22 protein-coding genes are annotated in these 22,232 nt (G+C 39.2%); 2 read left to right on the top strand and 20 right to left on the bottom strand.

Going from position 1 to position 22,232, the window contains the following annotated elements:
• Positions 1-43: 43 nt before the first annotated feature.
• The 18 genes from CWC11_RS18745 to yceD all read right to left on the bottom strand — a co-directional run bounded on the left by CWC11_RS18745 (position 44) and on the right by yceD (position 16,397).
• Entirely contained in the window at positions 44-937 is an 894-nt protein-coding gene (locus CWC11_RS18745) for a glycosyltransferase family 2 protein (protein WP_138683906.1), read from the bottom strand.
• A gap of 13 nt (positions 938-950) precedes the next feature.
• Positions 951-1,928: an NAD-dependent epimerase/dehydratase family protein gene (locus CWC11_RS18740; protein ID WP_138683905.1), complete on the bottom strand. Its 978-nt coding sequence runs from the start codon at positions 1,926-1,928 to the stop codon at positions 951-953.
• The gene (locus CWC11_RS18735) at positions 1,921-3,126 is read right to left on the bottom strand and encodes an O-antigen ligase family protein (RefSeq protein WP_171038455.1); all 1,206 of its coding nucleotides are present in this window, start codon (positions 3,124-3,126) and stop codon (positions 1,921-1,923) included. The genes CWC11_RS18740 and CWC11_RS18735 overlap by 8 nt, the downstream gene beginning before the upstream one ends.
• 54 nt (positions 3,127-3,180) lie before the next feature.
• Entirely contained in the window at positions 3,181-4,068 is an 888-nt protein-coding gene (gene galU, locus CWC11_RS18730) for a UTP--glucose-1-phosphate uridylyltransferase GalU (protein WP_138683903.1), read from the bottom strand.
• Positions 4,069-4,422: 354 nt separating this feature from the next.
• On the bottom strand, positions 4,423-6,282 hold the full coding sequence (locus tag CWC11_RS18725) for an alkaline phosphatase D family protein (protein ID WP_138683902.1): 1,860 nt from the start codon (positions 6,280-6,282) through the stop codon (positions 4,423-4,425).
• Between the two features lie 4 nt (positions 6,283-6,286).
• Positions 6,287-7,066 carry a TatD family hydrolase gene (locus CWC11_RS18720; RefSeq protein ID WP_138683901.1) on the bottom strand — a complete coding sequence of 260 codons (780 nt, stop codon included), beginning with the start codon at positions 7,064-7,066 and terminating at the stop codon, positions 6,287-6,289.
• Positions 7,067-7,163: 97 nt separating this feature from the next.
• Entirely contained in the window at positions 7,164-7,490 is a 327-nt protein-coding gene (locus tag CWC11_RS18715; RefSeq protein ID WP_058549716.1) for a PilZ domain-containing protein, read from the bottom strand.
• 8 nt (positions 7,491-7,498) lie between these two features.
• Complete coding sequence (locus CWC11_RS18710; RefSeq protein ID WP_138683900.1) at positions 7,499-8,413, bottom strand: DNA polymerase III subunit; 915 nt, start codon at positions 8,411-8,413, stop codon at positions 7,499-7,501.
• A 1-nt stretch (position 8,414) separates the two neighbouring features.
• The gene (gene tmk / locus CWC11_RS18705) at positions 8,415-9,041 is read right to left on the bottom strand and encodes a dTMP kinase (protein ID WP_058549714.1); all 627 of its coding nucleotides are present in this window, start codon (positions 9,039-9,041) and stop codon (positions 8,415-8,417) included.
• A gap of 7 nt (positions 9,042-9,048) precedes the next feature.
• On the bottom strand, positions 9,049-10,035 hold the full coding sequence (mltG, locus tag CWC11_RS18700; protein WP_138683899.1) for an endolytic transglycosylase MltG: 987 nt from the start codon (positions 10,033-10,035) through the stop codon (positions 9,049-9,051).
• Entirely contained in the window at positions 10,029-10,832 is an 804-nt protein-coding gene (gene pabC / locus CWC11_RS18695; RefSeq protein ID WP_138683898.1) for an aminodeoxychorismate lyase, read from the bottom strand. The genes mltG and pabC overlap by 7 nt, the downstream gene beginning before the upstream one ends.
• A gap of 70 nt (positions 10,833-10,902) precedes the next feature.
• On the bottom strand, positions 10,903-12,141 hold the full coding sequence (gene fabF / locus CWC11_RS18690) for a beta-ketoacyl-ACP synthase II (protein ID WP_138683897.1): 1,239 nt from the start codon (positions 12,139-12,141) through the stop codon (positions 10,903-10,905).
• Between the two features lie 272 nt (positions 12,142-12,413).
• On the bottom strand, positions 12,414-12,650 hold the full coding sequence (gene acpP, locus CWC11_RS18685; RefSeq protein ID WP_002962377.1) for an acyl carrier protein: 237 nt from the start codon (positions 12,648-12,650) through the stop codon (positions 12,414-12,416).
• 250 nt (positions 12,651-12,900) lie between these two features.
• Complete coding sequence (gene fabG / locus CWC11_RS18680; protein WP_138683896.1) at positions 12,901-13,647, bottom strand: 3-oxoacyl-ACP reductase FabG; 747 nt, start codon at positions 13,645-13,647, stop codon at positions 12,901-12,903.
• Between the two features lie 11 nt (positions 13,648-13,658).
• Positions 13,659-14,585: an ACP S-malonyltransferase gene (fabD, locus tag CWC11_RS18675; protein WP_138683895.1), complete on the bottom strand. Its 927-nt coding sequence runs from the start codon at positions 14,583-14,585 to the stop codon at positions 13,659-13,661.
• A gap of 57 nt (positions 14,586-14,642) precedes the next feature.
• Positions 14,643-15,680, bottom strand: coding sequence for a phosphate acyltransferase PlsX (gene plsX, locus CWC11_RS18670; protein ID WP_138683894.1), 1,038 nt, complete (start codon positions 15,678-15,680; stop codon positions 14,643-14,645).
• A gap of 12 nt (positions 15,681-15,692) precedes the next feature.
• On the bottom strand, positions 15,693-15,863 hold the full coding sequence (rpmF, locus tag CWC11_RS18665; RefSeq protein ID WP_008109865.1) for a 50S ribosomal protein L32: 171 nt from the start codon (positions 15,861-15,863) through the stop codon (positions 15,693-15,695).
• Between the two features lie 9 nt (positions 15,864-15,872).
• Positions 15,873-16,397, bottom strand: coding sequence for a 23S rRNA accumulation protein YceD (yceD, locus tag CWC11_RS18660; RefSeq protein WP_058549707.1), 525 nt, complete (start codon positions 16,395-16,397; stop codon positions 15,873-15,875).
• 131 nt (positions 16,398-16,528) lie between these two features.
• On the opposite strand from yceD, the gene CWC11_RS18655 reads away from it, so the two are divergent.
• Positions 16,529-17,134 carry a Maf family protein gene (locus CWC11_RS18655; protein ID WP_138683893.1) on the top strand — a complete coding sequence of 202 codons (606 nt, stop codon included), beginning with the start codon at positions 16,529-16,531 and terminating at the stop codon, positions 17,132-17,134.
• A gap of 4 nt (positions 17,135-17,138) precedes the next feature.
• Here CWC11_RS18655 and CWC11_RS18650 read toward each other — a convergent pair whose 3' ends face one another.
• Together CWC11_RS18650 and rluC are read right to left on the bottom strand one after the other, a co-directional pair.
• Complete coding sequence (locus tag CWC11_RS18650) at positions 17,139-17,801, bottom strand: HAD-IA family hydrolase (protein ID WP_171038454.1); 663 nt, start codon at positions 17,799-17,801, stop codon at positions 17,139-17,141.
• Positions 17,798-18,757, bottom strand: coding sequence for a 23S rRNA pseudouridine(955/2504/2580) synthase RluC (gene rluC, locus CWC11_RS18645; protein WP_138683892.1), 960 nt, complete (start codon positions 18,755-18,757; stop codon positions 17,798-17,800). Before rluC ends, CWC11_RS18650 begins: the two co-directional genes overlap by 4 nt.
• Before the next feature lie 772 nt (positions 18,758-19,529).
• Here rluC and rne point away from each other — a divergent pair.
• On the top strand, positions 19,530-22,232 hold a 2,703-nt coding region (gene rne / locus CWC11_RS18640; protein WP_138683891.1), incomplete at its 3' end, for a ribonuclease E.

The raw sequence follows: 22,232 nt of genomic DNA, 5'->3' as shown, positions 1-22,232 counted from the left end.
CTTGTTGATATAATCGATTAGACTCTCGATCATTTTAAAGTCCTTAGTACTGAGTTATCTCGTTTTTACCTAAAAGCTTTGCAAGTACCCCAAAGTGTAGAGTCCCTCTTAGTAACCATTTATATTTTTTATCACTACCCAATATTGATATAAGGCACATAAACAAGCAGAACGTAAACTTACAAATTGCTAAAGCACTATATTTTATTTTATTTTTAAAACTAAACTTATGTTTGAGTACCCGGGCACCACATGTTTGTCCAAATCTAAATTTTCGTTTTAATAACCACATTAAATTTGCCCTTTCTAACGGTACAGTTTCTGTTACTAATGCATCCGACGCAAAAGTGATATTGCCACCATTAGAATAAACAGATGAAAAGTAACTACTATCCTCCCCCCCCGATTTACCTAAAGAAAGATCAAAACGCAGCTCAGCACAGGCAGGGTGCTTTAAATGAATTAGAGCGTTTGCCGTTGATGTAGTTTGTATTACACCTTTTACATACACAGGATGTTGGGAATGAAAATCACATTTTTTCATCCAAGTTGGTGCATTTTCTTGATAAATCGCTTTAACTGGTCCGCAAACAACAGCAGCTTTTTCTAATTGTGCTTTTTTGTATAAATTTGAAAGCCAATAAACTGAAGCAACTTCATCATCATCAATAGATGCCATCCAATCACAATCCACATTATCTAAGCATGCATTCCTTGCAATTGAGATATTTTGGGAAGGTGCATGTATATATCTTAAATTCAAACCAAATTCTTCAGCCCAAGCTTCAATTGTATCTTTTGCTCTATTTGTTTTATCGTTATCAGCAACTAATACCTTTAGCGTTATATTCTCTGATAAAGACTGTTTTGCTAGAGACTCTAATGTATCTCTGAGGCTTCTTCGCTGGTATGTACATATCGCAACACAAATTTCCATGTATCAACCTTATCTAATTAAACTTTCCATTTGTAGCAGATGACCATTTACTTAATGCAACCTCAACTCCGCCATCAAACTTTTTACCTTTTGATACTAACCAGCCTGGGTAAACATCTGTAGATTTCACTAATTTCATTACTCTATCTGGATGAATCCCTATATTAAACGCATTAAACAAACGCAAAGTTTTTGCCACTCCAAGAACAAAAGCTTTTGGTAACATGACTGTTTTCACATTTTCAAAATGATTAGACTGAAAAGTTATTATGATATCTTCTAGAGTGTAGCCATGGTGGTATGCACCATTAAACGTAATCAGTGTTTGGTTTTGTTCTTCAGCAAAATTAATAGCCTCAAGCAAATCATCTACGTATATGCACGCTTTAATGGTGTTCTTTCTTCCAGGATAAATAAATATGCCTTTGCTAAGTAATGTTGCCAACCTAGTAAAGTTACCACCTTCGCCAGGCCCAAATACAACTGCCGGTCTTACTATTACTAAATGTTTTTTTGTTAAATCTTTATTAAGCCATTCTTTATGGACTTTCTCTGCAATCATCTTAGAATAGCCATAAGAGGACTCTGGTTGTAACACGGTTTCTTCAGTTTTTTGCTCTTCGCTGGGCCCATAGACTGAAATCGAACTAGTAAAAATTATATGATCAATACCTGCTCTTTCTGCGTATTTACATACTTCAATTGCACCACATACATTTGTTTCATAGTATTCATGGTGTTCATGTCCTGGAGTAGTATGGATAGCTGCAAAATTATAAATTTTTTCAACACCATCAAACTTCTCTAAAGAAGATAGATCCCTTACATCTGCTAAGATGTAATTTACACTTGCTCGTTTAACCTTAGGCTTTTTAACATCCACAGAAATAATTTTTTTACATCCTTGAGCTATAAGCTTGTCAATAAGGTGAGAACCTATAAAACCTGAGCCGCCAAAAATAACTACACCTTTAAGTACTTCATCACTCATAACTTTCATCTTCCTTTAAATAAACCCAGGATATACACATAAAAAAGTGGATAATCGTAAACTGTTCAAACCAAACAGCTTCTAAAAATGTTTGTAAAAACATGTAACTCAAAATCAATATTGCAAAGAAATGAGAACTACCTAAATGAATGTGTTCTAAATCGAATATTCTACTTATAAATATTACAATTAAATATAAATATAGAAACAAACCTAATAAACCTAGCTCAACAGCCACATCTACGTACATGTTATGAAAATTAAACCCAGCCCCTGACTCTACATGGTGCAAGGCCCAAATATCCTCAGCTATATTATTCCCGACGTAAAATAGACTCTGGAAGCCGACTCCTAAAATAGGGCTCTCATAGATCAGAGATACACCTCTCTCCCATAAATGGGTTCGACCAGTCAATGTAGGGTCTTTTCCTACGCTATACATTAGCTCATTAAAACTTCCGTTTATAAGTGAATAAACCAATAAGAACATGCAAAATATAAATACAAAAGTTGTAAGCCAATTAAGTTTTCCCCTAGTAAATTTATCTAGAGATAAGTTCTGATAAAAAATAATAACTAAACTGATAAATACACTGCCTATGACAAAAATAATCGCGCCTAATGACTTTGCTTTAACTAACACTAAAGTTGACGTAAGTAGTAATACTGCCCCTAATAATCGACTAAAAATATCAATTTTATTATTCATCGTTAGCGTAAGTGCTAATGCAATACACATCGATGTATTTGCAGCGAGATAGTTTTTACTACCAAAAATACCAATTAAACTTATTTCGCCTGTCATCCCATTTAAAGCTGTTCTGGATGAGAACAAGCTCATAAACATAGCAATTAACATAATAAAGGCTGCGGCTCTTAAAAATAAATTAAGTGGTAAACGGCTAGCGATAACAACAGCATAAATAGTAGTCAGCAATAACTGTATATTTGCTCTTAATGCTGTAGCCGGAATATCAGACCAAACCACCGAAGCTAAACACAAACCCGGTATTAAAAATAATTCCCAGTTTATTCTGCATACTTTTAATGTATAGGTAATTCCAGATGCAGCATAAACTGTACCAGCTATTAAAAAAGTTAAAGCAGCGAGAGCCCCAAACATCGTATTAAACAGTAATGAACCAACAGCTAATGATGCCCAAATTGAAGCGTATAAATAATCTTTTTTTATAAGCATTATAACCTTAGCTACAGCCATACCATTTTAAAATTAACATTATTAAACAGTGAGTTAGATTAGTTTTTTTATTTGTTCTGTAAATTCTTTACCAAGGTGACTTGATTGCATTGCATATTCAACATTTGCAAGCATATAGCCAAGTTTAGAGCCGCAATCATGTGATTTGCCTTTTAAATGATATGCCTCTAACGTTTCTAGATGACGAAGCTGCAGTAATGCATCAGTTAACTGAATCTCCCCACCGGCTCCGGGTGGGGTGTATTCTAATAAATCCCAAATTGCAGTTGAAACAACATAGCGCCCTGTAATCGCTAAATTACTTGGTGCTTCATTATTATTTGGTTTTTCAACCATATTTTTAATAGCAGCACTTTCGCCTGCTTTAATTTTTTTACCTGCAAGATCTACAACACCATATTGATGAACTTGTTCATGAGGTACAGGTTCGACCATTACTTGGTTGTGACCTGTTTTATCAAAGCGATCAATCATTTGACTTAAGTTGTCTTTTTTAGCGTCTGATTGGTATTTGTCGATAATTACATCTGGTAGCATAACTGCAAATGGATTTTCGCCAACTATAGGGCGAGCAGCTAATACAGCATGCCCAAGCCCTAAGGGAGCTGACTGCCTTACAGAAATTACAGTTACATCTTTTGGTACTATAGAACGCACTTCTTCTAAAAGACTACGTTTTACTCGTGCCTCAAGCGTAGCCTCTAGCTCGAAGCTAGTATCAAAATGGTTTTCAATCGAGTTTTTGGATGCATGTGTTACAAGTACAATTTCTTTTATTCCTGCAGCTACGGCTTCATTTACTACATATTGAATCAGCGGCTTGTCTACAAGAGGGAGCATTTCTTTAGGGAGGGCTTTTGTCGCGGGCAGCATACGTGTTCCAAGGCCTGCGACTGGCAATACTGCTTTTAATACTTTCACTTTAATTCCTTTTATTTTGCTTTATGAAAGCACAAAAAAGGAATAAAAAAATCTAAGATCCTTCTTTATGTACTTCACTTACCATGTGAATTTTTATTATACACACCACAACAATCTACTCAATAAAAAAAAGCATCCTTTTTGATGTTTTTATGTTAATTTTTTGTTGCACCATATTGGTTTTTTGATGCACTGTATTAGTGCGATAAAGCTTGTACTTTAGACGTTTATTTTACTGTACTAAAAACACTCAGAATATGCGTAAAAAACTTCAGAAGGATACCCAGTAAAACTTTTAATCGGTAACCTTAAAAAACAGCTCTTACCATTACAGGGGAAGCCCTTTAGAACAAACTACTGCTCTTCTAAATCAAACTCAGTTAAATGGCCGTCGCCGTGGATTAGTTGGTAGCGCGCTAAATCGCCCTGCTCTAGGGTGATTAAACTAATGGCGGAGTCGCTTACTAAATACTTTTGACCTTCGCCTTTGGTTTGGTGTTTATCTACTTCCATGTGCCAGCGTTTGGTAAAAAAGTTAAGCGGGCTTTTAGGGCCGTATAATATTGAGTCGAGCTTATCAAGTACGTTAATTAGCTTACGCGGAAATTCGTTTTTGATACCGCTGGCGGTAAGTTGCCAAATTCGATTGGGGTGATCGCCAAAACGCTTTTGCACCGAAAAGCAAAATGAGTAATGTACATCGCCCGATAAAATAAGCGTTTCGTTTGGGGTGTCGGTTCGTCTGAATGTATCGAGTAGTTTTTTAGCTGAGCCTTCGTGCGCCATCCAGTTTTCTACATCAACCATGAGCGGTTGGCCGCACATGTTAAACATAGCTTGTATTGCCTCTATTGATTTAACACCAAAAACGGGGGCTGGTGATACAATTATAACTTTATCGTGGCTTAGTAAACTTTCTTCAAGCTCTGTGAGTCTTTCCCAGTCGAGCAACCCTGAAGGCTCATTAAAGTTACTCTCATTACGCCATCGGTGTGTGCGGGTATCTAGCACAACAACTTTTGGTATTGTTGTTAACTCATAATGCCAATAATTAAAATTGTTTAAGGGTTTATCAAACGCTTGGAGTTGCCAAACATTATTAGCGGATTTACTTTGCTTAAAAGGCGTTAATAGCTCACCTGTTTTTATTAGTGCGTCATTCCCCATTCCTTGGAATAGCCAATAGCTAATTAGGCCATTATTAATAATGCGCTTACTGCACGGGTTTTGATTAATAGCTTGCTCCCACCCTGCGGTGAGGTTCCAATCGTCGGTTACATCATGATCGTCAAATATCATTAATGTAGATACATTAGCGAATAACCGCTCTACTTCGTTAAGACCTTTAGCATAGTCAATTAGTGCTGTTTTTTCGGCATTAAAAATGGTCTGATTTTTTGAACTTTCACCTAAGTAACTCGCTTCTTTAATATTTACACATTGCCAAACTAAAGCACTAAAATTTAGTAAATATAGAGCAATGTACTCTTCAAAGTGAATTAGGTGGTTGTAGGCTTTTACACTAGAGAAATGCGGCTCGTCTTTTTTAAGCCAATAGCCAACACCCAGTTTAGGACGCTTTTGCCAAGGTGTTTTTGGTAAATATAAATGCCGATTATAAAGTTGTTCGTTAATATCATCTGGCAGATTAAGCGCTAAGGTTTGCTCTTTATAAATACCCAAAACGTCAATTAACTGGTGAATAACTAATAACATAGGGCCCGCTACGTCATCAGCATACACCTGATCGCCGCTTAATAATAAAAGCTGAGCGCCTTGGTTATTATTACCTCGCTGTGTATTTTGCCAATGACTTGCAGACACTAAGCTGTCTTTTGCTGGGTGGTGCGCATTACGGCACGAGCCATGTAGTATATTTGTAAGTTTATTAGGTATTACAAATGCAGGTGCAGTTTGGCTTGAAAAACACCATGGGGCTAAATCAACTAAGCTGCCATCTATAATAAGCTCGTAGCCTAATAGGCTATCAAGCGGGAATATAGTACTTGCCGGCTTTATAATTACAAAGTGTAAATATAAGTGCTGACCTAAAGCTACCGTTTGTTGATCGCTATAGCTTTCGAGTTCGAGGAGGTTTATTTGGCAGGTAGCAGGTTTAGAAGTGGCAAACTGAATACACACACCCGTTTGCTCTGCACGGCGCACCATTGGCCCCATTAATAAAATAGGAAGTAGCGCCGTATCAGTAATCATGTAGTTAGCCTTTAGCTGCTAATTTAAATAAAGAGTAGAAGTTATCGGTAGTCGCTTTGGCAAGCTCGTTAAAGCTAATGCCTTTAAGCTCGCTAATGTAATAGGCTACATCTTCAACATAAGCTGGCTGATTTGTTTTGCCTCGGTACGGGACAGGCGCTAAATACGGCGAATCGGTTTCGATAAGTAATCTATCAAGTGGGATTTGTTTTACTACTTCTTTGAGTTCAACTGCATTTTTAAAAGTTACAATACCCGATATTGAAATATAAAAGCCCATATCAATTGCTTTTTTTGCCATATCCCAATCTTCTGTAAAGCAATGCAGTACGCCACCGCAATTTTCTGCTTTATGTTCTCGCATTAAATTAATTGTGTCTTCTCGCGCATCGCGAGTATGGATTATTAAAGGCTTTTGTAATTCGTTTGCTACTTCTATGTGGCCAACAAAACTTGCTTGTTGAACTGCATGCGTATCTTTTGAGTAGTAATAATCAAGACCCGTTTCGCCAATAGCGACTACTTTTTGGTGCGAAGCTAAATCGATTAATTGCTGTTTGTTAAGCGCGTCTTTTTGATCAAGCGGGTGTACACCACATGAAGCTGAAACATCATCGTAGTGTTTTATTTTATCAAGCATGCTTGGGAATTGGTCAAGCGTTACACTCACGCATAAGAAATGTTCAACTTGCTTTGCACGTGCTTTATCAAGTACTTGGTCAAGGTTTAAATCTAGTTTATCAAAATCAAGACGATCTAAATGGCAATGAGAATCTACAATCACTATATGGCCTGTATTGTTTTATGGTTTTAAGTTACTAATTAAAGAGCACTAATAGCTCAATAAAGTTGAAATGGCATAAACTTATTTATGCTTAAAACTACATGGTATACGTAGGATTACCGGAGTTTAACATAGTCCCTAATAGCTTTTCGATTTTAGCATTTAAGTTTGTTTTATCATCTAAGAAACTAATGCCTATGCCTGGTGGATTAGAGCTCTGTGCACCTTGCGGGGTAATCCACGCGACCTTACCGGTTACTACATCGTCCTCTAGGGCATCGGGCAAAGTGACGCGAAGCGCCAAAGAATGCCCTACTTCGTAACGCATGTTAGTACGTACAAATAGGCCGCCTTTTTTTAAATAAGGCATGTAACAACTATACAACTCATCTAAATCATCTATATCTACTAAAAGCTCTTGCATAATAAATCCTATTGATTGCGTAACGTGTATGCTAATCGCGATACAGCAAGCGGTAAATTAAGGCCCAGTACTTGAATATTATTTTGTAAAAATTCAGCTAATGCATGCTGTGCATTTTGATAAGAGTCAAAGCTCATACCCTTTAAGAGCTGCTGCTTTAATTGCTCACTTAAAAACAACGTAAATATACGTACTAGCTCTGGCTGCTTATTTATTATATCGACTAACGCATTGAAATTATGGCTTTGTTTAAAGTCAGTTGCAAACTTATAAAGTGTATCAATATTATTTAGCTGTTCTTGCTCTTGCCACTTTTTTATTTGCAGTGGTTGGTTATAAAAAAGAGTGAGCCAACTATAATGTTGGATTTCTAACGTTTGTAGCCATTGCTCTGCAAGTGCTTTATTTGTTACTTTTACCTCACTTTTAGCGCAGCGGCTTAAAATAGTGGCTGCAAGCTGTGCAGGCTGGCTTGTCGTTAATATTAAAAAGCGGCTATTGGTTGGTTCTTCAAGCGTTTTTAATAATGCATTAGCCGCAGCAACGGTCATTTTTTCACAGTTTTCTATAATGGCGACTTTGTTACCATTTTGCGCCGCTGAATGATTCATAAAATCACTGATACCGCGTATATCATCTACGCCAATACTTTGCCCATCAACTTGCGTTAACCGCTTATCAGGGTGATTACCCGCAAGCGTTAGTGAGCAGCTTTTACAGTGCCCGCAAGGCTTGAGCAAACCATTATCAGACGTTATTTGCTCATTAATATTTTGACATAAAAGTGCATTGGCAAGCTCATCACCAAGTGCAAATTTACCCACGCCTACAGGCCCACAAAATAATTGCGCATGATGAAATCGATTTGCACGAAAGCTTTGTGCTAAGCGAACTTGAGTATCATGTAGCCATGGCAATGCCATATTATTTTAAGCCTTCAAAAAACGTATGTAGTACGTTAGTTATATCGCGATGTACTTTATCAATACTTTGGTTTGCATCGACTGTTTTTATTGTATTATCGTCATTTGCAAGCTCAACATAACGCATACGCGTACGCTGAAAAAACTCAATGGCTTCTTGCTCGATTCTATCAAGCTCGCCACGGCCTTTAGCTCGCTCAAGGCCAATAACTGGGTCTATATCAAGATAAATAGTTAAATCGGGTTTTAACCCTTTTAATACCATAGACGAAAGTGAGGCCAATGTATTAGAGCTAATACCACGCCCTCCACCTTGATATGCCTGAGACGATAAATCGTGGCGATCTGCAAGTACCCATTGGCCTTTATCAAGCGCTGGATTAATGACGTTATGCATTAACTGAGAGCGCGCCGCGTACATAATAAGTAGCTCGGTTTCAAAAGCGATTTCTTCTTCGTGTTCAGCTTTTACAAGCGTTCGTAATGATTCAGCTAAAGGCGTACCACCTGGTTCGCGGACATTGATAAAGTCTATTTTTTGCTTGTTTAAAAAGTCTTGGCATAGCGAAATCGCTGTTGATTTACCTGCGCCTTCAAGGCCTTCTATTACTATAAATTTTGGTTTCATAAAAAAGTTAGTTCTTTTTATTTAAAATATAAGTGTTAACTGCCACATTGTGCTGCTTTAATGTGGTTGAAAATTGATGACTACCATCGCCTTTTGAAACAAAGTATACATAGTCACTTTGCGGCGGGTTAACGGCGGCTAATATAGCAGCTTTAGATGGCATTGCTATCGGTGTTGGTGGCAAGCCATTAATACGATACGTGTTGTATGGTGTGTAATCGCGTAAATCTTTACTTTTAATATCACCATCAAAATTTGCGCCTATTCCGTATATGACGGTAGGATCGGTTTGCAACCGCATATTCGTATTTAATCTATTTACAAAAGCTGAGGCTATTAACGGGCGCTCGCTGGCAAGGCCGGTTTCTTTTTCTATTATTGAAGCCATTATCAACGCTTTATAAGCTGTATCGTAAGGTAAATCGTCACTGCGTTTCTGCCATGCATCATCTAGCACTTGCTGCATTTTTTGCGCTGCACGTTTTAATACACTGCTTGCTGTGTCGTTATTGTGATAGTGATAAGTATCTGGGAATAGCCAGCCTTCTAAATACATATCACTGTCGAGGATTTGCATACTTAGCGCATCATCTTTTAAATCGTTTTGTAGGTTAGTTGCTGTTTTAACAGTGTTTAGCACTTCACGTAAGTTTTGCCCTTCAATAATGGTAAAACTAAAGCTGACTTGCTCTCCTTGATTAATTTTTTTTATATTATTGATCACACTATCTGAAGTGAGTTCATAGAGCCCTGCTTTTAAATCAGTCAGGGTGGGATCTAACTTAGCAACGACTTGATACCGCAAGCAGTCTTCAACCCAGCCTTTAACTTGCCATTGTTTGCACAACTGGTTAAAACCTGTGCCTTTTTTCACTTCAAAATGGGGATTCGTCGAGACTAACAAAGGGCTTGTTATAGTCGCTTGTAACTGCTGATATCCTACAATTGTGGTAATAATGGCAAGTAATACTACCGATAAAGTAACTTTTAACACTTAGCCTCCTTGGCTAATAATTCTTTTAATAGCAACTGACTTTTTGATACGTCAAATATACGCGACTCAATGCTTTTAACCGGTATGGCCGCCATTAAGCTATTACATACAAAAACAGCGTCTGCTTGTTTTAAATCCTCAACGCTAACCACTTTAAATTCTATAGCTAATTTATCACATAACGATTGCAGATAAACCCCTTTGATCCCGCACTCCTCAAGCTTTGGAGTAAAAACACGGCCCCCTTTAATCGCAAATATATTAGCCGCAGAGGCTTCAATAACATTATTGTTGTAATCAAGTACTATAACGTCATCGCAACTTTCATTCTGCATAGCTTTTTTTATTAAAACTTGCTCTAAACGGTTAAGGGTTTTAAGGCCAGCAAGTAAAGGCTGAGCCCCTAATTTAATAGGGCTTATTGCTAGGCTTACACCCTCTTGATGTAGGCTCAAATAATTTTGAGGATAGGCAGTAACATTGAGTAGAATAGTTAAATTACACTCAGTAGGTAAGCTATAACCCCGTCCGCCTTCTCCGCGAGTAACGACAATCTTAAGCACATTTAGTTTGTATGATTGAATACAATTGCCTATGTGCTCTTTTAGCTCAGTAAAATTAATATTTGGAAAGCCAAGCCTTTGCGCGCATTCAGTTAAACGTGCTTTATGATATGGCCAATACTGCACTTTTCCATCAACAACTTTAGCTGTAGTAAAAAAGCCATCACCATAATTTAAGCCTCTATCTTGGGTGCTTAAAGTGCTATTTTGATCTGTCGTTATTATTGTTTGCATTTAATTTGGCATATAAAAAAAGCCCAGTTAAACAACTGAGCTTTTATAATTTTGTTCGTTGTTAAAAAGATTATACCTTTTTAAATAGCAACGAGCCATTAGTACCACCAAAACCAAACGAGTTACATAAAGCAAAGTCCAACTTTGCGTCACGTGCAGTATGAGCAATGTAATCTAGATCACAGCCATCATCTGGGTTATCAAGGTTAATGGTTGGCGACACTTTTTGATCAGTTAACGATAAAATAGAAATAATCGATTCAACCGAGCCTGCTGCCCCTAGCAAGTGACCCATCATTGATTTAGATGAGCCTACCATTACATCTTTTGCGGCATTGCCAAAAATAGATTTAACAGCTGCAGTTTCTGCTTTATCGCCAGCATTGGTAGATGTACCGTGCGCGTTAATATAACCAACTTGCTCTGCATTTACTTGGGCATCGTTTAATGCATTTTGCATAGCAAGCGCAGCCCCTGCACCGTCCTCTGGTGGTGAGGTCATATGGTATGCATCACCGCTCATGCCAAAGCCAACCAGCTCAGCATAAATTTTAGCGCCACGCGCTTTAGCGTGTTCGTACTCTTCAACTACAACAACACCTGCACCGTCTGAAAGCACAAAACCATCTCGGTCTTTGTCCCACGGGCGAGAAGCTGCTTGTGGGTCGTCATTACGTGTAGATAACGCACGAGCTGCATTAAAGCCGCCCATACCAATTGGTGTACACGCTTTTTCTGCACCACCGGCAACCATTGCATCGGCATCACCGTAAGCAATCATGCGCGCTGCATGGCCTATGTTATGCAACCCCGTAGTACAAGCAGTAACAATAGAGATGTTAGGACCACGAAGCCCATGCATCATTGATAAATGACCCGAAATCATATTTATTATGGTAGAAGGCACATAAAATGGAGAAAGCTTTCGAGGGCCGCTATTAAGTAGCTTAATGTGGTTCTCTTCAATGAGTGTAAGACCACCAATACCTGAGCCAACTGCTACACCAATACGTGTTGCGTTTTGTTCAGTGATTTCAAGGCCAGAATCTTTAAAGGCTTGAACACCCGCCGCAATACCGTACTGAATAAACAAGTCCATTTTTTTAGTATCTTTCGCTGACATGTATGCAGTTGCATCAAAGTCATTAATTAAACCAGCGAATTTAGTACCAAATTTTGATGTATCAAAGTGTGTTATTGTTTGAATACCACTTTTACCATCTAATAAGCCTTGCCAGGTTGATTGAACATCATTACCTAGCGGCGTCAACATTCCTAAGCCAGTTACGACGACTCGACGTTTAGCCACGGTTTGCCTCCAATAAGGGATATTTTCACCAATTGATTAAAATATTATTATTTTAGTAAGCTTATTAACTTACTAAGTTTAAATCGAATTGGTATTACAAAGGGAATTCATACCCAAGCGACCTCAAAGTGCGAGTCTCAAACTCTACTAAATACGTGCTTTAAAAAACACATGCATTAACGATAAATAAGGGTGAGTTTGAATCATGAACTTTGAGGTGGTTTGGATATAAAAATTAAAGGCAGCGAATGCTGCCTTTAACTTGCGATTAATTACTCAGCGTGAGCTGTAACGTAATCGATAGCAGTTTGTACTGTAGTGATCTTCTCAGCTTCTTCATCTGGGATCTCAGTGTCAAACTCTTCTTCAAGAGCCATAACTAGTTCAACAGTATCAAGAGAATCTGCACCTAGGTCATCTACGAAAGAAGATTCGTTTTTAACTTCTTCTTCTTTAACACCTAGTTGTTCAATGATAATTTTCTTTACGCGTTCTTGGATATCGCTCATTCTTCTTTCCTTTATTAAAAACGCCAATGCGTTATTTTCAGATTGCGGCGTAGTTTACGCCGCATAATTCTCTGATTCAATGATTTGACCATAAATAATTGTCTGGTCAAACCTCTGAGTGTCTATTTTGTCTTTTATCGCTTATTTTCACAGCGATTTCAAGTATGTTTAAAGCAAGATCACAAAAAATTCAATCTTTTTGAGGTAACTTACTTAACTTAATTTAGTGTCAATGTAAGTACGCTGGCTATTAAACCATGTACATCGCGCCATTTACATGCAAAGTTTCGCCTGATACGTACGCAGCTGCGTCAGATGCTAAATAACACACTGCTGCTGCAATCTCATCTGGCTGACCTAAGCGACCCGCAGGTACGTTAGCAAGCGTAGCTGCTTTTTGATCGTCAGTTAAATCATCTGTCATATCAGTTTGAATAAAACCAGGTGCCACTACATTTACTGTAATCCCACGAGATGCAACTTCACGTGCAAGTGACTTAGAAAAACCAATTACGCCAGCCTTTGCCGCAGCGTAATTAGCTTGCCCTGCATTACCCATAGTGCCCACAACTGAGCCTATGTTAATAATACGGCCATTTTTCTTCTTCATCATTGGACGTAAAACTGCTTTTGATAAGCGAAAGATAGAGCTTAAGTTAGTGTCGATAATATCGTCCCACTCGTTCTCTTTCATACGCATTAATAAATTATCGCGAGTAATACCCGCATTATTTACTAGTACATCAACATCACCAAAGTCAGCTTTTATCGCGGCAAGTGTTGTCTCAATCGAAGCAGGATCAGTTACGTTTAATGCATAACCTTTACCGTTATCAGCTAAATACTCACTAATTTTAGCTGCGCCTGATTCACTTGTCGCAGTACCCGCTACTTTTGCACCTTGTGCTACGAGTGTATTAGCTATTGCTTTACCAATACCACGGCTAGCACCTGTAATAAGGACAACTTTGCCCTCTAAAGAAAATAAATTAGTCATTATATATACTCTTATTTAGCAGCATCGATTGACGCGGCATCATTTACTGAGCCACAAACCATTGCCTTATCAATTCGTTTTGCAAGACCAGTTAATACTTTACCTGGGCCAAATTCGTAGCTTTGCGTTATACCTTGTGCAACCAAAGCTTGTACTGTTTCAGTCCAGCGCACTGGGCTATATAATTGACGTACTAATGCATCTTTAATTGCATCCGCTGTACTTTCTGCTTTTACATCAACATTATTAATTACATCACACTTAGGTGTATTAAATGTTAAAGCAGCGAGATCATTAGCCAGTTTTTCTGCTGCTGGTTTCATTAGCTCACAATGCGACGGTACACTTACGCTCAGTGGTAATGCACGTTTTGCACCCGCGTCTTTACATGCTTGCGATGCTCTATCTACAGCCGCTTTATGCCCTGCAATAACAACTTGCCCTGGTGAGTTATAATTTACTGGAGAAACAACTTCGCCCTGCGCTGATTGATCACATGCAGCTTTAATTTCGTCATCACCCAAACCTATAATAGCGGCCATAGAGCCTACGCCCGCAGGTACTGCTTCTTGCATGTATAAACCACGGTTTTCAACAAGCTTTACCGCTTCGCTCAAGCTTACAACGTCGCTACATACTAAAGCTGAATATTCACCTAAGCTGTGCCCTGCCATTACAATTTCTGCATCTGGATTTTCTGCTAACCAATGACGGTAAATAGCCACACTTGCAGTTAATAATGCTGGTTGAGTACGGTGAGTTTGGTTAAGGCTTTCTTCTGGGCCATTAAGCACAAGTGCAGCAAGGTCATAACCTAATGCGTTCGACGCCTCTGCAAATGTTGCTTTTACAATATCTGAGCTTTCTAACAGCTCGCTCAACATGCCAACGCTTTGAGAGCCTTGACCTGGAAATAGAAGTGCAATTTTTTGTGCCATACTTTGCTCTTTTTAATTAAACAAAAAATAATATGTAATTAATACGGCACCTAAAATTTAATGGGCCGCCGTATCATTAGAATGTGTTTTTTCGAAAATTGCGGCTATTTTATCTGGAAGTTGGCGTTCAACTTCTTTTACCGCTTCATCGATTGCTGCTTGAAATGCTTTAGCTGATGCATTTCCATGGCTTTTAACCACAATACCGCGCAATCCTACCAGAGAAGCACCGTTATACTGGTCGGGGTTCACCCTATTATAGAGTTTTTTTATAACGGGCTTAAGAATAAAGGCCATGCATTTGTAAACTAAGTGCTTTTCAAGGGCTTTTGTAAACTTATTCATAATAAGTTTAGCGATACCTTCACAGGTTTTTAATGCGACGTTGCCAACAAACCCTTCACATACGATTACATCAGCCTTGCCTGAAAAAATATCACTGCCTTCACTATAGCCAGTGTAATTTATATAAGGGCTTTGCTGCATAAGTTGCGCGGCTTGTTTAATACCTTCATGACCTTTTATATCTTCTGCACCAATGTTTAGTAAACTTACTTTGGGATTTTCGCAGTCAAGAGCTTGCCCAGCAACCACTGAGCCCATAATGCCAAACTGATACAATACTTCTGCATCGCAGTGCACATTTGCGCCTAAATCGAGTAAATAAACAGGGTTTTCTTGCTCGGTAGGTACCGCAGATATTAATGCTGGACGCTTAACGCCTGGCAGCATTTTTAATACATAATGTGCCATAAAAAATAATGCGCCGGTATTACCCGAGCTAACACACGCTTGAGCCTCACCTGATTTAACTAAATCAAGGGCAACACGCATAGAAGAGTCTTTTTTTGAACGCACAGCAATTGCCGGTTCGCAGGCATTAGTAACTATTTCACTACAATGGCGAATAATAAGTCTTGGGTGAGATAAAGAATCGAGGGATTCGAGTTCATTTTGTATTACTTGCTCGTTACCACACAATATAAGCGTTAAATTGGCATGAGCATTTACTGCGCAAACGGCAGCGGGGATAGATGAACGGGGGCCATAATCGCCCCCCATCATATCTAACGCTATGGTTAGATTAGTCAGCATAAAAGCAATCTCTTAGTTAGAAATTACTTGAACGCCTTTGTAGTAACCATCTGCAGTCACATGGTGACGACGATGAGTCTCACCAGATGTTTGGTCTACAGTTAAAGTTGGACCACTGATCGCATCGTGTGAACGGCGCATGCCGCGTCTTGCACGAGACTTTTTGCTTTTTTGTACAGCCATAGTCTTCTCCTAAGAATCTTTCTTAAGTTGTTTCAAAATATCAAATGGATTAGGTTTATCATCTTCCGCCTTTAACACACCAAAGCTGGCAGGCTTTGCTGAATAACTGCATGAAGCTTCGTTGTGAGTGGCAACTAATGGAATTGCTAAAATTAGTTCGTCTTCAATTAAATCAAAAACGTTAATTTCACCATTTTCATCAAGCGCTACTTCATCGTAGTCTTCTGGAAAAATATCTAAATCTGTATCTTCACCTACTGGCGAACAAACAAAATCTTGAACCAAATCCAACCCTAAATCACCATTACAACGTTGACAAGTGACAGTTACGTGTGTGGACAAATTGCCGCGAATCACAACTAAACCTTGGTCGTCGTTTTTGCAATGAATTTTTACCGCTATTTCACCTACTTCTTCCTGCACAACTTTCTCTAAACGAGTAAGTTTTTCAAGCGGTACAATTCCGTCATACGATAAACGGTGCTGTGCTGCTTTGCCTGGATGAAGAGTGATGGGAATTTTCACCTTTTGCATAGGGGCTGCATCATATAGATAGTTAGTTGGTTAGTCAAAGTAAAAAACCATTTTCAGGTAGTTTTTCACGTGTTTTACTTACGGATCTGATTTATCCTAACTCAAACTGATTTTCATTAGGAAAATAATCCATGAAGTACCCACTTATATTAGCGTCAAGCTCGCCTTTTAGGCAGTCTTTATTACAAAAATTTAATCTGCCATTTGAATCATTTTCGCCAGATATTGACGAGTCACCACAAGCAAACGAAGCGCCTGAGCAGCTAGTCAAACGCTTGAGTGAGTTGAAAGCGCGTGCTGCAACACAACACTTTAGCACGGGCCTTGCTATCGGCTCTGATCAGGTTGCTGTATTTAACAATCAAATTTTAGGTAAACCACATAATAAACAAAATGCTATTAAGCAGTTATCTTTATTTAGCGCCAATACTGTAACATTTTTAACTGGCCTTTGTGTTTACGATATTACCAGTAATAAAGCAAAAACCTTAATAGAACCATTCGAAGTTGTTTTTAAAGCACTTACCCGTGAACAAATTGAAGCATACTGCGATGCTGAGCAACCCTATAACTGTGCGGGGAGTTTTAAAAGTGAAGGGTTAGGTATTTGTTTATTTGAAAAGTTAAACGGGGACGATCCTAATAGCCTAATAGGCTTACCGCTAATTAAACTCAGCCAATTATTAGCTGAGTTTGGTATTGATGTATTAGCGGCTCAAACACCTCAAGCAAGTTAAATTACTAACCGAGTAATACTTGGTGCAACTGCTGGTAATTATCAACAGTTGCAACAGGTGTTAATTCACTTAACTGCTGGGCATTATGTACACCCATAGTAACGCCTATACGGTCCATATTTGCGGCTTTGCCCATTGCCATATCAATTTTTGTATCACCTATCATTACAGCATCATCGGCGCTTACGCCAAGTTCTTGCAATAACTGATAAAGCATATCTGGCGATGGCTTAGACTGTGCGTCATCACTTGTACGTGTTGCACTAAAAAATTGCCTAAGCTGGCTTTGATCAAGTAAGCGCTCTAGTCCATCTCGCCCTTTACCTGTGGCAACAGCTAACATTATTCCTTGCTTTTGTAAGGCGCTAAGTACACTTGCAACATCATCAAAAACGGGCGTTGGCGTCATATCAACACGGTATTGATGTTTATAACCTTCAATTAAAGCCTTTTGATGTTCTACCTGCTCAGGAAATAAAACGTCAATAGCACGCTCAAGTGACAAACCAATTATATTCTTAATTGCATCATTACTTGGCGGCGTTATATTAAGCGACAAAGCACTTTGTCGAATACAGTTAACTATTTTGCCGACTGAATTCATTACAGTGCCATCCCAATCAAAAATAACCAGCTTATACTTTTTAATTGGCGCTGCTTTTATCACTGTTTTGCATCTCGTAATTTTAATAACGTATTTTTAAGTGTTTTATCCAGTGGGGCTTCTATACGCATAGTAGTTTCGTTTTTAGGGTGGTAAAAACTTAAATCGTGTGCGTGTAAAAATAAACGATTTAAACCAACTTTACGCATAGATTCGTCAAACCCTTGGTCGCCATACTTATCATCACACGCTATAGGGTGACCTTTACATTGAGTATGCACACGAATTTGATGCGTTCTACCTGTCACTGGCGATGCCTGTACAAGTGAGCAATCGTTAAATCGCTCAAGCACTTTAAAGCGAGTATGCGAAGGTTTACCCTCAGCATTATCTACTCGCACTACTCGCTCGCCCGATTTAAGCGTATTTTTACGCAAACCCTCAGTCACGTTTTTCGTTTTAGAATCCCACTGACCTTCTACAAGCGCCCAGTAGTTTTTTTCCATCGTTTTTTCGCGTAACTGTTCATGTAATGCTGTTAATACTGAGCGGCGTTTAGCAATTAATAAACAACCCGACGTGTCACGGTCTAGCCTGTGTACAAGCTCAAGACTGCGCTCATCAGGGCGAAGTGCACGCAAAGCCTCTATTAGTCCATAACTTAAACCACTACCACCATGCACAGCCATACCCGAAGGTTTGTTGATTACAATTAGGTATTTATCTTCAAACAAAATATCGTCTTCAAGGCGAGTTACTTTATCTAGTTTAGAGGGTACAAACTCTTCACGCTCAGACACTCTAATAGGTGGTATACGCACTACATCGTCTAGCTGTAACTTATAAACAGGTTTAATACGTTTTTTGTTTACACGTACCTCACCTTTACGAAGAATTTTATAAACTGCGCTTTTAGGCACCCCTTTTAAATGGGTAATAAGAAAGTTATCAATACGCTGACCTAAATGGTCTTCGTTGATTGTAACAAAAGATACTTGTAAGCCGGTTTTTTCTGACATTGCCTAATCACTGATTTAAGTAAAATAATTTAGTTGCTAACACGGTAAAAATAGTGGGATAATCAGCAGCGCAAATATTTAGTATTTGCAAATAACAACGGTGCTTTTTAACACATTAAAAGATTCGTGATGCACATTCTGGGTAGCCGATCATACAGATCCGAGTTAAGTTTTCCAAAGCTTTTATGCCTCCTCAGTTAACACGTGCGATCAATTAACAGCAATGCGCGTAATATATTGCTGCTTAAGTTTGAACATGAAGTGACTTTTAACGTACTAGAAAAAGCAATGAACAGATAATTTGTCTGATAGTGACGACGTAAAAACGCGTCGTTCAGCACTAGCTCAATTATTGTAGTACCGTACAGCAGCTTATTTAGAACTAAAAAAATCTAATAAATAAGCGTTCATTAACATTGGCAGCGACTCTGCTCGTAAACTGGCTATTAGCTAAGCATCAAATATGCTCAGCTCACCATCTTATGAGCCCTACGCGCCTAATATGAATGACATTTAGTAAGATTGATATGACAGGCCGACTTCTGGGTAAAACGTGTAACGTAGCTGAAAAGCCGACAGTTTTAGCACCATAAAGAATTTAATAGTGTGATTACACGCTATTGTTTGCCAGCATTTAAAAATACTGCATACGAAATACAGAGCAGTTCCGTTAAAGACCCAGTCGTGAGGCTGTATATTCTAAAAATAGGAACAACTGAACAGGCGATAAAACATCGTCATGTCAGCGACAAAAATTAAGTAGAGTAACAATATGAAACGTATGCTAATCAATGCAACGCAGCAAGAAGAAATGCGCGTAGCACTGGTTGATGGCCAGCGCCTTTATGATTTAGATATCGAAAGCCCAGGTCACGAACAGAAAAAAGCCAATATTTACAAAGGCAAAATCACTCGCATTGAACCATCTCTTGAAGCAGCATTTGTTGACTACGGTGCTGACCGCCATGGTTTCCTTCCTTTAAAAGAAATTGCCCGTACATACTTCCCACAAGGTTATACTTTTCATGGCCGTCCGAACATTCGCGACGTTATAAAAGAAGGTCAAGAAGTAATAGTACAAGTTGATAAAGAAGAACGCGGCCAAAAAGGCGCAGCGCTAACTACTTTTATCAGTGTTGCAGGTAGCTATTTAGTCCTTATGCCAAACAACCCTCGTGCTGGCGGTATTTCTCGCCGTATTGAAGGTGATGAGCGCACTGAACTAAAAGAAGCGCTTAGCCGTCTAGAACTTCCTAAAGGTATGGGCTTAATTGTTCGTACAGCGGGTGTTGGCAAATCGTTTGAAGAACTTAACTACGATTTAAAAGCATTATTAGTACATTGGGACGCAATTAAACAAGCAGCCGACAGTGCTAAAGCGCCGTTTTTAATTCACCAAGAAAGCAATGTAATTTTCCGTGCAATACGTGACTATTTACGTCGTGATATTGGCGAAATCCTAATTGATAAACCACGTGTTTTTGAAGAAGCTAAAGCGCACATTGAGCGTTTTCGCCCTGACTTTATGAGCCGTGTTAAGCTTTATCAAGGTGACACGCCGTTATTTACGCATTACCAAATTGAAAGCCAAATTGAGTCTGCGTTCCAACGAGAAGTTCGTCTACCGTCTGGTGGTTCAATTGTAATTGACCCAACTGAAGCACTTACTTCAATCGATATCAACTCGTCTAAAGCAACTAAAGGCGGCGATATTGAGGAAACAGCTCTTAATACCAACCTAGAAGCTGCAGACGAAATTGCACGCCAATTACGTTTACGCGACTTAGGTGGCTTAATCGTTATCGACTTCATTGATATGACACCTCCACGTCATCAACGCGAAGTTGAAAACCGTTTAAAAGATGCTGCTAGACCAGATCGTGCTCGCGTACAAATAGGCAAAATTTCTCGTTTTGGTTTACTAGAGATGTCGCGCCAGCGTTTGCGTCCTTCACTAGGTGAAGCAAGCCAAGGCCCATGTCCACGTTGTAGCGGCCAAGGTACTATTCGTTCTAACGAATCAATTGCACTTTCTATTCTTCGCTTAATTGAAGAAGAAGCAATTAAAGACAATACAGCACAAGTAAATGCACAAGTGCCTGTTGCTGTTGCTGCTTATTTGTTAAATGAGCAACGCCGTAGCGTTCACCGTATTGAAAAGCACCACAAATGTGATGTTGTGATTATTCCTAATCAACACATGGAAACACCACACTACGAAGTAATGCGTTTACGTAAAGACGAAACACTTGAAACAGTAAGTTACGAGCAAGTTGTTGCACCAGAGCCTGAAGCATTCGAAATGTCTAAGTCTCCTTCTACACCAGTACGTGAAGAGCCTATGTTAAAAGGCGTTGTAATGCCTTCAACTCCGGCTCCACAAGCTGCGCCTGCAAAAGCAGTAGCACCTGCTGCACCAGTACAAACTAAAACTGAAGGTGGCTTATTAGCTGCTATCGGTAATTGGTTTAAGTCGTTATTCGCGAGTGAATCTGAAGAAGAGAAAAAAGCAGCCGTTGAGAAACAGCAGCAAGAAACTCGCAATAATAACAACCGTCGTGGTAACGATAATCGCCGCCGTAATAACAATCAGCGTCGTCGTAATAACCCACGTTCAAAACCTCGCAACGAGCGCCAAGGGGCTGAAGAAGAAGTTAAAACAGACTCAACAGCAACTAATGAGACTCAAGAAAGAAACGAAAATCGCAATAAGCGACGTCGTAACCCTAATTCTCGTAAACGCCCTGAGCATAAAAACGCAGATAAAGATCAAACTAAAGCAGATACAACGGCTAAAACTGATACTGATTCTAAGCCTGCTCAAGCCGCAGAACCAAAAGAGCAAAAGCCTAAAGTTCGTCGCCAACGTCGTAACGTACGTAAAAAAGTACGTGTACAAGATGAAAGCGCAGAGCAAGCAACTACAACAACAGAGCAAACATCTGAGCAGTCTGTAGTAGCCGATAAGCCGCAAACTAAAGAGCAAACGCCAGTAGTTGAAAAACAAGCACAAGCGCCTGCTGAAACAGTTGAAGCTAAACCAGCTAAAGTTGAAGAGACACCTGTTAAAGAAGAACAAGTGGCAAATGTTGAATCTACTGATGAAGCTGTAAATGCTGATGATGAGCAAGGCCAAACACGTACACGTTCACGCCGCTCACCACGTCACCTTCGTGCATCGGGTCAACGTCGTCGTCGTCCTGAAGGCGAAGCAGAAGTTAAATCTGATGATGCACCTGCATTTGTACCAGTTGCTGATCAAGCTGCCGCTGAGTATGAAGCAGAACTAAAAGCTAAATCAGAAGAAACGCCTGTTGATGCTTCACAACAAGTTGAACAAGCTATTGCAGCTGAAGACTTAGCAAAAGTTGAAACAGTTCAAGATGAGCAACCAGCTAAAGTTGAAGAGCCAGTAGCAACTGAGCAACCAGCTAAAGTTGAAGAGCCAGTAGCAACTGAGCAACCAGCTAAAGTT

The sequence above is a fragment of the Pseudoalteromonas sp. S3178 genome (assembly GCF_005886985.1).
GTDB lineage: Bacteria > Pseudomonadota > Gammaproteobacteria > Enterobacterales > Alteromonadaceae > Pseudoalteromonas > Pseudoalteromonas carrageenovora.
The sequence above is the reverse complement of the archived record's forward strand: the minus strand, read 5'-3'. Positions and strand labels throughout refer to the sequence as shown.

Excerpts from the sequence above, each read along its gene's own strand:
- CWC11_RS18745 (WP_138683906.1), bottom strand. The coding sequence starts at position 937 with ATGGAAATTTGTGTTGCGATATGTACATACCAGCGAAGAAGCCTCAGA.
- CWC11_RS18740 (WP_138683905.1), bottom strand. The coding sequence starts at position 1,928 with ATGAGTGATGAAGTACTTAAAGGTGTAGTTATTTTTGGCGGCTCAGGT.
- CWC11_RS18735 (WP_171038455.1), bottom strand. The coding sequence starts at position 3,126 with ATGCTTATAAAAAAAGATTATTTATACGCTTCAATTTGGGCATCATTA.
- CWC11_RS18725 (WP_138683902.1), bottom strand. The coding sequence starts at position 6,282 with ATGATTACTGATACGGCGCTACTTCCTATTTTATTAATGGGGCCAATG.
- CWC11_RS18715 (WP_058549716.1), bottom strand. The coding sequence starts at position 7,490 with ATGCAAGAGCTTTTAGTAGATATAGATGATTTAGATGAGTTGTATAGT.
- CWC11_RS18710 (WP_138683900.1), bottom strand. The coding sequence starts at position 8,413 with ATGGCATTGCCATGGCTACATGATACTCAAGTTCGCTTAGCACAAAGC.
- tmk (WP_058549714.1), bottom strand. The coding sequence starts at position 9,041 with ATGAAACCAAAATTTATAGTAATAGAAGGCCTTGAAGGCGCAGGTAAA.
- pabC (WP_138683898.1), bottom strand. The coding sequence starts at position 10,832 with ATGCAAACAATAATAACGACAGATCAAAATAGCACTTTAAGCACCCAA.
- acpP (WP_002962377.1), bottom strand. The coding sequence starts at position 12,650 with ATGAGCGATATCCAAGAACGCGTAAAGAAAATTATCATTGAACAACTA.
- fabG (WP_138683896.1), bottom strand. The coding sequence starts at position 13,647 with ATGACTAATTTATTTTCTTTAGAGGGCAAAGTTGTCCTTATTACAGGT.
- fabD (WP_138683895.1), bottom strand. The coding sequence starts at position 14,585 with ATGGCACAAAAAATTGCACTTCTATTTCCAGGTCAAGGCTCTCAAAGC.
- plsX (WP_138683894.1), bottom strand. The coding sequence starts at position 15,680 with ATGCTGACTAATCTAACCATAGCGTTAGATATGATGGGGGGCGATTAT.
- rpmF (WP_008109865.1), bottom strand. The coding sequence starts at position 15,863 with ATGGCTGTACAAAAAAGCAAAAAGTCTCGTGCAAGACGCGGCATGCGC.
- yceD (WP_058549707.1), bottom strand. The coding sequence starts at position 16,397 with ATGCAAAAGGTGAAAATTCCCATCACTCTTCATCCAGGCAAAGCAGCA.
- CWC11_RS18655 (WP_138683893.1), top strand. The coding sequence starts at position 16,529 with ATGAAGTACCCACTTATATTAGCGTCAAGCTCGCCTTTTAGGCAGTCT.
- rluC (WP_138683892.1), bottom strand. The coding sequence starts at position 18,757 with ATGTCAGAAAAAACCGGCTTACAAGTATCTTTTGTTACAATCAACGAA.